Origin of the sequence: Dokdonia sp. Hel_I_53 (assembly GCF_007827465.1) — a bacterium.
Classification (GTDB): Bacteria; Bacteroidota; Bacteroidia; order Flavobacteriales; family Flavobacteriaceae; genus Dokdonia.
Genome location: NZ_VISL01000001.1, coordinates 1,608,541 through 1,621,517, shown reverse-complemented (window position 1 = coordinate 1,621,517; position 12,977 = coordinate 1,608,541). Strand labels below are relative to the sequence as shown.

11 protein-coding genes are annotated in these 12,977 nt (G+C 36.6%); 5 read left to right on the top strand and 6 right to left on the bottom strand.

Annotated features, from left to right (window positions below; genetic code table 11):
* Window positions 1-84 precede the first annotated feature (84 nt).
* On the bottom strand, window positions 85-1,383 hold the full coding sequence (locus OD90_RS07255) for an aminopeptidase P family protein (protein WP_144668419.1): 1,299 nt from the start codon (window positions 1,381-1,383) through the stop codon (window positions 85-87).
* A 141-nt stretch (window positions 1,384-1,524) separates the two neighbouring features.
* Here OD90_RS07255 and OD90_RS07250 point away from each other — a divergent pair, with 141 nt between their 5' ends.
* The 5 genes from OD90_RS07250 (at window position 1,525) to OD90_RS07230 (ending at window position 9,010) form a co-directional block, all read left to right on the top strand.
* Window positions 1,525-4,362: a WD40/YVTN/BNR-like repeat-containing protein gene (locus OD90_RS07250; RefSeq protein ID WP_144668417.1), complete on the top strand. Its 2,838-nt coding sequence runs from the start codon at window positions 1,525-1,527 to the stop codon at window positions 4,360-4,362.
* Window positions 4,363-4,403: 41 nt separating this feature from the next.
* A complete protein-coding gene (locus tag OD90_RS07245; protein ID WP_144668415.1) occupies window positions 4,404-5,309 on the top strand; it encodes a cation diffusion facilitator family transporter in 906 nt (301 codons plus the stop codon).
* 251 nt (window positions 5,310-5,560) lie between these two features.
* Window positions 5,561-6,229 (top strand): succinate dehydrogenase cytochrome b subunit, encoded by a 669-nt coding sequence (locus OD90_RS07240; protein WP_144668413.1) that lies wholly within the window; start codon window positions 5,561-5,563, stop codon window positions 6,227-6,229.
* Window positions 6,230-6,240: 11 nt separating this feature from the next.
* Entirely contained in the window at window positions 6,241-8,253 is a 2,013-nt protein-coding gene (locus OD90_RS07235; protein ID WP_144668411.1) for a fumarate reductase/succinate dehydrogenase flavoprotein subunit, read from the top strand.
* Between the two features lie 10 nt (window positions 8,254-8,263).
* Entirely contained in the window at window positions 8,264-9,010 is a 747-nt protein-coding gene (locus OD90_RS07230) for a succinate dehydrogenase/fumarate reductase iron-sulfur subunit (RefSeq protein WP_144668409.1), read from the top strand.
* A gap of 193 nt (window positions 9,011-9,203) precedes the next feature.
* Here the strand turns inward: OD90_RS07230 and OD90_RS13150 are convergent, their stop codons facing one another.
* The 5 genes from OD90_RS13150 to OD90_RS07220 form a co-directional block, all read right to left on the bottom strand.
* A complete protein-coding gene (locus OD90_RS13150; RefSeq protein WP_186434724.1) occupies window positions 9,204-9,356 on the bottom strand; it encodes a hypothetical protein in 153 nt (50 codons plus the stop codon).
* 169 nt (window positions 9,357-9,525) lie between these two features.
* On the bottom strand, window positions 9,526-9,810 hold the full coding sequence (locus OD90_RS13270; RefSeq protein WP_261374531.1) for a chromate transporter: 285 nt from the start codon (window positions 9,808-9,810) through the stop codon (window positions 9,526-9,528).
* A gap of 59 nt (window positions 9,811-9,869) precedes the next feature.
* The gene (locus OD90_RS13265) at window positions 9,870-10,025 is read right to left on the bottom strand and encodes a hypothetical protein (protein ID WP_261374477.1); all 156 of its coding nucleotides are present in this window, start codon (window positions 10,023-10,025) and stop codon (window positions 9,870-9,872) included.
* A 6-nt stretch (window positions 10,026-10,031) separates the two neighbouring features.
* Window positions 10,032-10,535 (bottom strand): chromate transporter, encoded by a 504-nt coding sequence (locus OD90_RS13260; RefSeq protein WP_261374476.1) that lies wholly within the window; start codon window positions 10,533-10,535, stop codon window positions 10,032-10,034.
* Window positions 10,536-10,590: 55 nt separating this feature from the next.
* On the bottom strand, window positions 10,591-12,828 hold the full coding sequence (locus OD90_RS07220; protein WP_144668407.1) for an inorganic phosphate transporter: 2,238 nt from the start codon (window positions 12,826-12,828) through the stop codon (window positions 10,591-10,593).
* Between the last annotated feature and the right edge of the window lie 149 nt (window positions 12,829-12,977).

The window sequence follows — 12,977 nt, the reverse complement described above, 5'->3', positions numbered from 1 at the left end:
TTAAATGTAGAAGCCCAGTGTATATGTTGACACTGGGCTTTGATTTTTTTAAACCTCTTTATAAACTGCTTTAGGAAAAGAGATTTAACTGTTAGTGTTCATGATGTCCTCAATTTCTTCTACAGTAATTGGGATGTCCCTCATTAAGTTAAATGGTTCACCATTTTCTTGAATCACCACATCATCTTCTAAGCGTATACCAAAACCTTCATCTGGAAGGTAAATCCCAGGCTCAACGGTAAAGACATTGTTTGCTTGCATTGGCTCATGAAGCAATCCATAATCATGTGTGTCAAGCCCAATATGATGTGAGGTACCGTGCATAAAATACTTTTTATATGCAGGCCAGTCTGGGTTTTCATTTTGTACATCTGCCTTGTCAAGCAACCCTAGTCCTATAAGTTCTGAAGTCATTAATTTTCCAACTTCCACGTGATAAGGCTCCCAGAGATTTCCTGGTGTAAGCATTTTTGTAGCTTCATCCTTTACTCTTAACACTGCATTGTAAACTTCCTTTTGACGATCTGAAAATCTTCCCGAAACTGGGATAGTACGTGTCATGTCTGAGCTATAGTTTGCATATTCTGCACCAGCATCAATAAGAATTAGTTCACCTGCTTTACATTGTTGATTGTTCTGTATATAATGCAATACATTGGCATTTTTTCCTGAACCAATAATAGGTGTATACGAAAAGCCTCTTGAGCGATTACGTAAAAATTCATGCATAAACTCTGCTTCAATCTCATATTCCCAAACCCCAGGCTCTGTAAAATTGAGCACTCTTTTAAATCCTTTATTTGTAATATCACAAGCCTTTTGCATCAACTTAATTTCAATAGGATCTTTTACAGCTCTCAGGCGTTGTAAAATTGGATTGCTTTTTGCAACATTATGAGCGGGATATTTAGATTTCCACCATTTTGTAAATCGGTCTTCGCGGGTTTCTGTCTCTACAGCAGCGCGGTAATGCTCGTTTGTATTAACATAAACAGTTTCTGCATAGGTCATTAGTTCTGCAAAGATTTTTTCTAAATCTTGTAGCCAAAAAACAGTTTTAATTCCAGCTGTTTTAAAGGCAGCTTCTTTAGTTAATTTTTCACCTTCCCAGACTGCGATATGGTCATTCGTTTCTTTTAAAAATAGCATCTCGCGATATTTTTCTTTAGGGCAATCCGGAAATAGAATAAGTATACTCTCCTCTTGATCCACACCACTTAAATAGAAAATATCCCTGTGTTGTTCAAACGGCATTGTGCTGTCTGCGCTTATGGGATATATATCATTGCTGTTAAAAACTGCTAGACTATTAGGCTTCATTTGAGCCATAAAGTTTTTGCGGTTTTTAATAAAAAGTGAGCTGTCTATTTGATCGTATTTCATAGTAAATCGTAGTATTTCTGTAAAAGTACAAATTTGGGTACGCTTTCGCGAAAGCGTAACACCTAACACTGTTAAACTAAATCCAAAAATTTTCTTAAAATAACGCTGTTGCGTATTTTCATTGCCTTTAAAACTTTTTAAATGAAACTACAGTCCATTCTAGCAACAAGTTTACTTATTACAATCGCATCACTTCTTCATGCCCAGCAACCTCCCACATCTACACAGATGCAGGAAAAAGCTGTATCTCAAAAGGAAATGTCTTTAAAAAATAGCGCAGTAAGAGAACTTCCATTTGAAAATATTGGCCCTTCAATTATGAGTGGTCGGGTAGTAGATCTTGCTGTAAATCCAGATAAAACAACCGAGTTTTATGTGGCTTATGCTAGTGGAGGTCTCTGGTACACAAACAATAATGGAACTACGTTTACACCAGTAATGGATAATGCACCTACTCAAAATATAGGAGAGATTGCAGTAGACTGGAAAAGCGGAACTATATGGGTGGGTACTGGAGAGAATAACTCTTCTCGATCTAGTTATGCAGGAATAGGGATACTTAAATCTACAGATAAAGGAAAAAGTTGGGAAAACATGGGTCTTACAGACTCTCATCATATTGGTAAGATTTTAATTAATCCTGACAATACAAATGAGGTAATTGTTGGATCTTTAGGTCATTTATATTCTACGAATAACGAACGTGGAATTTTTAAAACAATGGATGGAGGTTTGACATGGAAAAAGACATTATTTATAAATGATGAGACCGCAATTATAGATATTGATCACGATCCAAAGAATTTTAATGTTTTGTATGCTTCTGCTTGGGAACGTGACCGCAAGGCATGGAATTTTAATGGATCTGGACCGGGATCTGGAATTTATAAGAGTATAGATGCTGGTAATACTTGGATGAAACTCAATAGCTTCCCGTCTGGTGATGGAGTGGGCCGTATAGGTGTAGCAGTGTTTGATGAGAACACGGTTTATGCAGTTCATGATAGTCAATTCCGTAGAAAAGAAAATGGTAATAAGGCAGAGGGCGGACAACTAGATAAAGATGAATTTAAATCTATGTCAACATCAACTTTTCTTGAACTAGAAGATAAAAAGCTTGATGCATTTTTAAAGCGTAATGGCTTTCAAGAAAAATACCGTGCATCAAACGTGAAAGCGATGGTACGCCAGGGAGATGTTAAGCCAGCAGACCTCGCAACTTATTTAGAAACAGCAAACACGCAATTATTTGACACACCTGTAGTGGGAGCAGAGGTGTATAAATCCACTAATGGTGGAAAAACATGGAAGAAAACACATGAGGATTATATTAATGATCTCTATTATAGTTACGGATATTATTTTGGGGAGATTAATGTCAACCCAAGTGACGAGAATGATATCTACATCTATGGCGTACCCATCATAAAATCTAAAGACGGAGGAAAAACCTTTACAAGTATAAGTGCAGAAAATGTACATGCAGATCACCACGCGCTTTGGATTAATCCTAAAGACGAGAAACACTTAATTAATGGTAATGATGGAGGGGTGAATATTACGTATGACGATGGTGAAAACTGGATTAAAGCAAATGATCCATCCGTCGGTCAGTTTTACGCTATTCAAGTGGACAACGAGACACCTTACAATGTCTATGGAGGGTTGCAAGATAATGGGGTATGGGTCGCTGCACACAATGCTGCCGAAGATAAGAGCTGGTTACAACAAGGGAAATACCCTTGGGAGAGTATTATGGGAGGTGACGGGATGCAGATTCAAGTCGATAGCCGCAACTCAAATATTGTTTATACTGGGTTTCAATTTGGTAACTATTACAGAATTAATAGAGATACCGGAGAAAATAAAAGATTAGATATAAAACACGAGCTAGGAGAAAGCCCCTATCGTTTTAATTGGCAAACACCAATACTACTAAGTAGTCATAATCAAGATATTTTGTATCTAGGTGGTAATAAATTAATGCGATCTATGAATCAAGGTGATGATTGGGTGGCGATAAGTGATGACCTTACCAAGGGTGGTAAGCCTGGTAATGTTGCTTACGGAACTCTTACTTCTTTAAGTGAGTCTCCTTTTCAATTTGGGTTGATTTATACTGGAAGTGATGATGGGAAAATATTTGTTACAAAGAATGGCGGAGGTAACTGGATGGATATAAGCACAAACCTTCCTAAAGATTTATGGGTAAGTAGGGTAGTGGCCAGTGAGCATAAGAAAAGCCGTGTTTATGCAACCTTAAATGGATATCGTTGGGATGATTTTAAAACTTATGTGTATGTGTCAAATGATTATGGAATGACGTGGAAGGATATTTCAGCAAACATTCCAGCATCTCCTGTAAATGTTATTGTGGAAGATCCTGTAAAAGAAAATATCATCTATGTAGGTACAGATAATGGAGCTTATGTAAGTATGAACGGTGGGGAAGAGTATCACGCTTTCGCGAAAGCGTTACCCGCAGTAGCTATACATGATATAAAAATTCAAAAAAGAGAAAATCATTTACTCTTAGGAACTCACGGACGTAGTATTTATACAGCAGATATTACCGCTATCCAAAACACAGATTTAAACAAAGATGTACAGCTCTTTGATTTGAATGAAGTAAAGAGTAGTCCTAGATGGGGAAGTTCATGGAGCACATGGCAAGAAGCTTATGAGCCTAAATTAAGTTTGCCGTATTATACAAAAGAAGCCAAGCAATACGCAATTTTAATTAAATCTGAAGATGGGAAAGAATTGCAAAAGATTAAATTAACGCCATCAGCTGGGTTGAATGAAGCTCAATATGATTTGACAATTACCGAAAAAGGAAAGAAAATCTTAGAAAAAGCTAATAGTGTTTTGGATATTCAGAAGGCAAAAAATGGGAAGTACTATTTACCAGCAGGAACATATGATATAACCTTGGAAGGTATTAACCATAGTGATCGTACACAGCTAGTCGTTGAGTAAATATCGATTAGCAACACTTAAATTTTAACACGTTAATATAAATGTCAAAAGGTCATTCGCATCATAATCACTCGCATGCACACCATCACCATACAGGAAATATAAAAGTTGCATTTTTTCTCAATGTTATTTTTACAATTATTGAGATCATTGGTGGTATAATGACTAATAGTGTGGCAATTCTTTCGGACGCAGTTCATGATCTGGGTGATAGTTTGTCATTGGGTCTCGCTTGGTATTTTCAAAACTACTCTAAGAAAGAAGCCACTCAAAAATATAGTTACGGGTATAGAAGATTTTCTTTATTAGGCGCAATCATCAATTCTATTGTGCTTGTTGTTGGTGGTGTATTTATAATTATTGAGGCAGTGCCAAGATTGATTAATCCAGTAACTCCAGATGCCAAAGGAATGATTATACTCGGAATTCTAGGGGTAATTTTTAATGGTGCGGCTGTTTTACGATTAAAAAAAGGAACAAGTATTAATGAGCGAGTAGTGTCGCTACATTTACTTGAAGATGTATTGGGATGGGTAGCTGTTTTAATAGGAGCGGTTTTAATGTATTTCTTTGATATCCCGATATTGGATCCAATACTCTCGTTAGGAATAGCGTTGTACATCGTCTTTAACGTGTATAAAAATCTTAAAGAAACCATCCAGATTGTAATGCAGGGAACTCCAGAAGGTGTCGCTTATGATAAGGTCAAAATTGGTTTAACCGAATTTAAGGAAATAGAGGCAGCACACGATCTCCATATATGGTCTATGGATGGAGAGTACACCATTTTAACCGCACATCTTGTCTTGAATAAGAATCTCTCTGCATTAGAAATGGCCACTCTCAAAGGAAATGTGAGAGCTTATCTCAAGGAGCATCATATTGAACACGCTACCTTGGAGTTTGAATTTGAGGGTGAAAATTGCACTATGGAAAATAGGCACTAATTTGTTACCATTAAGTTTTATGATTTGTCTCGCTTTCGCGAAAGCGAACTTAGGTTCAGTCTAAAGTCAATTTCATACTAATTTAGAATATGTAGTGATTTTATACTTTTTATTTTTCATAAAACATTGTCAATGAATATTTTGCCATGGTGATTATAATCATTCTAAATAATAAGAATGAGAACTGCCTAAAGTTGCCTATACAACCTTTGCGCCGTATTTTTGCTAAGATTATTCCAAACTAAAAATAAATGAGCGGATTACTTAAATCATCGATTGGTCGCAAAGTAGCAATGGCACTTTCTGGACTCTTTCTAGTTGTTTTCTTAACACAGCATTTTGTGATTAATAGCACAGCAGTGCTTGCACCAGACTTATTCAATTCTTGGTCACATTTTATGGGATCAAACGGTCTAGTTCAATACGGATTACAGCCTATATTAATATTAGGAGTCATTTTCCATTTTATTATGGGCTTCGTACTAGAAATTCAAAACCGAAAGGCGAGACCTGTAGGCTATGCAAATTATAAAGGAAGTGCAAACGCAACTTGGGCTTCGAGAAATATGATTATCTCTGGAGCAGTGATTCTTGCGTTTTTAGGATTACACTTTTATGACTTTTGGTTTCCAGAAATGATTCACAAATATGTCGAGTCACATCCTGAAGACCCTACAAGATATTATGCAGAAACGGTACATAAATTTGAGAACCCTGTACGTGTGGTTCTATATGTAATCTCATTTATATTATTAGCCGTTCATTTATGGCACGGATTTGCATCCACCTTTCAATCGGTTGGGTTTAATAACAAATACTCTGTAGCATTATCAAAATTTGCAAAAGTTTGGGCAATCGCTATACCAGTGGGATTCATATTTATTGCTGTGTATTTACACCTTAATCAAATCCCTCACTAAAACATAAAGCTATGGCATTAGATTCTAAAATACCTCAAGGACCACTAGCTGATAAGTGGACAAACCATAAAAATGAAATTAACCTTGTAAATCCTGCAAACAAGCGCCTTATTGACGTAATTGTAGTAGGTACTGGACTTGCTGGAGGGTCTGCTGCAGCAACGCTTGCAGAGCTGGGTTACAACGTAAAAGCATTCTGTTTTCAAGATTCGCCTCGTCGTGCGCATTCAATCGCTGCTCAAGGGGGAATTAATGCAGCAAAAAATTATCAAGGGGATGGGGATTCAACCTACCGCTTATTTTACGATACTGTAAAAGGTGGAGATTACCGTTCAAGAGAAGCAAACGTATACCGTCTTGCTGAAGTGTCTGCAAATATTATTGATCAATGTGTTGCTCAAGGAGTTCCTTTTGCACGTGATTATGGTGGACTGCTAGACAACCGTTCTTTTGGTGGAGTACTTGTAAGTAGAACCTTTTATGCAAAAGGTCAAACTGGACAACAACTTCTTTTAGGAGCATACTCTGCTATGAACCGTCAGATAGGTCGTGGTAAGATTAAAATGTACAATCGTCACGAGATGCTTGATGTTGTTAAGGTTAACGGCAAAGCTCGTGGAATAATAACTCGTAACTTAGTTACAGGAGAGATAGAACGTCACTCTGCTCACGCCGTAGTATTAGGAACTGGAGGATATGGAAATGTATTCTACCTTTCTACTAATGCAATGGGTTCTAACGTGACAGCAGCTTGGAAAGCACATAAGCGTGGGGCTTATTTTGCAAATCCTTGCTATACACAAATTCACCCAACATGTATACCAGTATCTGGTGATCACCAGTCTAAGTTAACGTTGATGTCAGAATCATTACGTAATGATGGACGTATTTGGGTTCCTGCAAAGAAAGAGGATGCCATTGCAATACGTGAGGGTAGAAAGAAACCTACAGAACTTACAGAAGAAGAAAGAGATTACTATCTAGAGCGTCGTTATCCAGCCTTTGGAAACTTAGTGCCACGTGATGTTGCCTCTAGAGCTGCGAAGGAACGTTGTGACGCTGGTTTTGGAGTAAACAAAACTGGAGAAGCTGTGTACCTTGATTTTGCCTCTGCAATAGAACGATACGGTAAAGAAGAAGCTTATGTAAAAGGTCTTAATGCAGATGATAAAGCACTGGTAACTGAGCTAGGAGCTGCAGTTGTAAAAAATAAGTATGGCAACCTTTTCCAGATGTATGAAAAGATTGTAGATCAAAACCCATACAAAACACCTATGATGATTTACCCAGCAGTACATTATACGATGGGAGGTCTTTGGGTAGATTACAACTTACAAACTAATGTTGAAGGACTCTATGCGATAGGAGAGGCAAACTTCTCAGATCACGGAGCAAACAGACTAGGAGCTTCTGCATTGATGCAAGGGCTTGCAGATGGTTATTTTGTACTACCTTATACTATTGGAGATTACTTATCTCACGATATCCGTACGGGACCTATCCCTACCGATAGTCCAGAATTTGAAGAGGCAGAACAGAATGTACGCAAGCAAGTAGATGCTTTAATTAATAATAATGGTACTAAAGCCGTAGATTATTTCCATAAGAAATTAGGAAAAATCATGTGGAACAAATGTGGTATGTCTCGTAATGCGACAGACCTAAGAAGTGCAATAGATGAAATCTCAGCCTTACGTGATGAATTCTATAAGGAAGTAAGAGTTCCAGGAACACAGAATGAATTTAACGAAGAACTTGCAAAAGCACTTCGTGTCGCAGATTTTCTAGAGCTAGGTGAGCTTTTTGCTAAAGATGCATTAACTAGAAATGAATCTGCTGGTGGACACTTTAGAGAAGAGTCTGTTGAAGAGGGAGGAGCGCAAGCGGGAGAAGCAAAACGTGATGATGAAAACTTTACTTTTGTATCTGCTTGGGAATACACAGGAGTTCCTAAAGATGCTATTCTTCACAAAGAGCAGTTGGAGTTTGAGAATATTGAATTGAAACAAAGAAGTTATAAATAAGAAAGATACTATGAAACTTACCTTAAAAATATGGCGTCAAAAGAACGCTAGCGCAAAAGGAGAAATGGTAACATACCCTATTGACGGAATCGATGGAGATATGTCTTTCTTAGAAATGATGGATGTCCTTAACGATGAACTTATCAATAAAGGTGAAGAGCCAGTTGTTTTTGATCATGATTGCCGTGAGGGAATTTGTGGGTCTTGCTCTATGTTTATTAACGGCGAAGCTCACGGACCAGATCGTCTGGTAACCACATGTCAGCTTCACATGCGTAAATTTAAAGATGGAGAAACCATTACGATAGAACCTTTTAGAGCAGCAGGGTTTCCTGTTGTAAAAGATTTAATGGTAGATAGATCTTCTTTTGATCGAATACAGCATGCAGGTGGATTTATTTCTATAAATACCTCTGGTAATACTGTTGATGCAAATGCAACACCTATTGAAAAAGAAAATGCAGATGACGCCTTTGCAGCAGCAACTTGTATCGGTTGTGGTGCTTGTGTAGCAAGTTGTAAAAACTCTAGTGCTATGCTATTTGTAGGTGCAAAAGTAAGTCAGTTTGCATTACTACCACAAGGTGAGGTAGAGGCGACTAATCGTGTATTAAACATGGTTAAGCAAATGGACGAAGAAGGATTTGGGAACTGTACAAACACAGGAGCCTGTGAAGTAGAATGTCCTAAAGGAATTTCTTTAGAAAACATTGCTCGAATGAACCGTGAATATCTTGCAGCTTCCTTAAAAGGGTAATCAGTTAGATTAAACTATTCTATAAAATGTAACCCAGACGCTACGAAGTGTTTGGGTTTTTTGCTTTCGCGAAAATGTGATAGCCTATTATTAATGTGGATAATGAACAGCTTATACATCGTTTAAAATATGACATAAAAAAACCTCTATTTCTAAAAATTGAGAATTAGAGGTTTTTAGAAATTTGTATTATTTAAAATCCTACTACAAAATAGGTTGCTACTACTGCTAGTATTAATATGATAAGGGTGATAACTATAAAAGTTGCGCCAAACCTTGTCTTTTTATTGTCTTGTAAAAGATACTCTTCTGTTGGATCTTCTTCGTCTTTAATTATATCTGCCATAATTTATATTATTTGGTTGAATATAAATCTACGAGTATAATTGTTTTGAAGTTGAAATGTTAAGTAAGATTAACAATAGGTTTTGAAATTTTTTAACGAACTAATTTCAAATATTGTGAGATTATGCGAGAAATAATAAATACCCTTACATTGAACCACCAAGAATAATTCACATCAAAGATATTTTCCATGTACCAAAGACTAATAAGGCACTTATTAGATAGATTAAAGCGGATCTCCAATCTATAATACTCTCTAAGCTCATTTGTATTAAAACGGATAGCATGACCGCCACAGCAGCCACATGAACACTATTTAGAAAATAACGAAATAGTGTCGATTGCCGTAATTTTGGGAGCACTGGAGTAAGTATAAGTACAAATAGGAAAGACGGAAGAAAAATACCTATACTGGCTACAACTGCTCCCCGTATTCTGGAGGGTTGATATCCTATAAAAGTAGCTGTATATAATGCGGGGGATGGTGTGAATTGCCCAGCTGCAATTCTTCAATTTATGCTGTTCTAGATAATAATCCAAATGAAACGAGCTCTGCATCTATGTATACAAAGAGAACATAACCACAACCGTACAAAATGGGACCCATTTTTAAAAAGAAGTATACTGTTCCCAATACACTAGCGACTATAAGTGCTATAACATCGCTCAATCCAAATTAAGTTAAACCAAGTACTATGAGTCCATTGACTGCCAATTCAATCGATTTAATTGTTTTTTTTTCGAACTTTAAAACAGCGGCAGCTATCACCGCAATAACTGCAGGTTTATACCAAATAAAAAAAGGTTTTATCCCTGGGAGATTTCCATTCGTTATATAGAAGTAAGCAAGTACACCTGTAATATTAATAGCTGGAATAATAAAAGTTTTACTTGCAAGAAAAAGACCTTTTTTCTCTGCATAGTGATAGCTGCAGTGCACGGTCATTTCTGTAGAATTAGCTTCTGGAATTAAGCTTGTAGCACCTATGTGGTCAAGGAATTGATCTCTAAAGTTCCACTTTCTTTTAGATACAATCTCATCTTCCATCATTGCGATGTGAGCTGCAGGTCCACCAAAAGCAAAACATCCCATTTTTAGGAAAACAGCTGCAACTTCCTTGAGTTTATTTTTTTCTGTGGGATTTGTTTTTCGCGAAAGCGTATTTATATCATAAAACAAGAAAGACCCGATGCGATAAGCAAGTCGGGTCTTTAATTATACTCCAGTCAATAAATTAATATTGCTTATTCTCTGTGCTATAAAGTTCTAGAAGATTCATTATTTCTTCAACAAGATCTTTAGATTCCAGTAAGAGTCCAAAATATAGTGTTGTGTTCTTAGGACTTGATTCCTCAGAGCGAGTACGCTCAATCTGTTTTTCAATTTTCTTTGTAATATCAGCATACAATTCTTTCTTCTTGCCGATGAGCACGTCTATCATGTCATAATTACGGTCCTTGAAAGCAGTGGCAGTTTCATCTAAAAATAAGCTTAGTTTATTATTGATTTCTTGGAGATCTCTAATCTGATTAAAACGTAATGGTTTGTGATTGTTGTTAATATGCTTATAACTAGATTTGGCTATATAATCTAATGATTGTGTTATATCTTCTAAGTACCCTAAAATCTGAATATAGAAGTTAGATCCTCTCACACTAGTTTCTTCTAAGTTCTTTATAAAGTAAAAGATATTACTACGTAAATCATCTACTTCGTCATTAAGTTTTTCTACTCCTTCACGACTTTTCTTAAGGCTTTTGACTTTTCCTTTTGCAAGCCCTTTTAGAACATTTGTATAAATTTTATTAGTTCTCTCTACAGTTTTTACAATGTTATCTGCACTTTCTTCGATGATTCCTTGAATCGTTTGACTTTCTGCTTTGCGTAAGTCTTCTTCTTTTTGAGCTTCTAAATTTTCCTTTTTATTTGAAAAGTAGTGACGTCCTAACATAAAAAGTGCAAAAAGGAATAAAGCCACAATTGCATAAATGCCTCCTAAGTACATTAAGTATGCGAGGACTGCAGCAGCAGTAAATGCAGAAAGTGCAGTAAGAAACCATCCTCCTATTACATTTAATACGCCAGCTACCCTATATACGGCACTTTCACTACCCCAAGCACGATCTGCAAGGGAGGTACCCATGGCAACCATAAAGGTAACATAAGTGGTAGAAAGGGGAAGTTTAAGTCCAGTCGCTACAGAAATTAAAACGCTTGCTATAACAAGGTTTACCGCAGCTCTAACCATATCAAAAGCTGGAGCTTCAGATTGCGCAACCATAGGTATGGGTGCTTTTTCAAAGCTCTTACTAATGCTTCGTTTTGTTGTAGTAGGTAGTAGTTTATTGAGTCCAACATTTGCAACTATAACTCCTCGTACTAAATTTTGAGATAACCAGTTTGGTTTGAAACGCTCTTTGACTTCATCTTGTCTTGATAAATCTACGGATGTCTTAACAACACGACGTGCCTTCTCACTAAACCAGAGTGTGAGTACCATCACGAGGCCAGCGACTAATAAAAGAACAGGCTGTGTAGGTACTTTTTCTGCTAGACTTTCCATTCCAAATTCAGAAGGCAAAATTCCAGATCCTAACCACGATTGGAATGCATTATAAGCGGCCATGGGTACACCAATGAAGTTTACTAAATCATTCCCAGCAAAGGCCATTGCAAGCGCAAAGGTTCCTAAGATTATGATGAGTTTGTAAATATTGATTTTCAATATTGCATGAGAAACATACCCTAAAATAGTCCAAACTATAAAGTTTGCACCTAAAAACTGGTATAAGTTATTCCCTGCCCATTCGCTGAAATTTTGAGGCAAAATATCTGCACCTTTTAGTCCTTTAATAATTATAAAATAAGCAATTGATGTTATGGCTACTCCACCAAATAGAGCAGCTGCCCAAGAAGGTTTTTTGTCAAATCTAAAAGTAAGTAGATAGCGTGTTAAAAACTGCACTATTGCACCGACTGTGAATGCTATAAAAACTGAAAGTAATATCCCGACAATAATTTCAGTTGCCTTATCCGTATTTATATAATTTGCAATATCTAATAATGAGTCACTATTTTTAGAAATCTTAATTATCGACATAGCTACTGCCGCTCCTAGTAATTCAAAAACTATTGACACTGTTGTGGAAGTAGGCATACCTAGACTGTTAAAAATATCTAGCAGAATAATATCTGTGACCATCACAGCCATAAAAATGATCATGATCTCATTGAAATAAAACTGAGATGGATCAAAAATTCCTTTACGAGCGACTTCCATCATTCCGCTAGACGATAAGGCACCAAATGCAATACCCAAACTAGCGACAATCATAATTGTTTTGAAGGATACTGCTTTAGAACCAATGGCAGAGTTTAGAAAATTTACGGCATCATTACTTACGCCTACAACTAGATCGGCTACTGCTAATATAGCAAGTGCGCCAATCATAAAAATGTACATGTTTTCCATAAAGGTTATTCAAATCTATAATTTGTAAAATTCAGTAATTCCGACATTTCTATTGTTATCTTAATGTTATTTAAAATTGTGATTATAGACGATACTTCGTTTTCATAACACGCACATGTATAAAGTGAACTTAAGCTAGCTCTATGTTT

Coding starts and splice junctions, on each gene's coding strand:
- OD90_RS07255 (WP_144668419.1), bottom strand. CDS start 1,383: ATGAAATACGATCAAATAGACAGCTCACTTTTTATTAAAAACCGCAAA.
- OD90_RS07250 (WP_144668417.1), top strand. CDS start 1,525: ATGAAACTACAGTCCATTCTAGCAACAAGTTTACTTATTACAATCGCA.
- OD90_RS07245 (WP_144668415.1), top strand. CDS start 4,404: ATGTCAAAAGGTCATTCGCATCATAATCACTCGCATGCACACCATCAC.
- OD90_RS07240 (WP_144668413.1), top strand. CDS start 5,561: ATGAGCGGATTACTTAAATCATCGATTGGTCGCAAAGTAGCAATGGCA.
- OD90_RS07235 (WP_144668411.1), top strand. CDS start 6,241: ATGGCATTAGATTCTAAAATACCTCAAGGACCACTAGCTGATAAGTGG.
- OD90_RS07230 (WP_144668409.1), top strand. CDS start 8,264: ATGAAACTTACCTTAAAAATATGGCGTCAAAAGAACGCTAGCGCAAAA.
- OD90_RS13150 (WP_186434724.1), bottom strand. CDS start 9,356: ATGGCAGATATAATTAAAGACGAAGAAGATCCAACAGAAGAGTATCTT.
- OD90_RS07220 (WP_144668407.1), bottom strand. CDS start 12,828: ATGGAAAACATGTACATTTTTATGATTGGCGCACTTGCTATATTAGCA.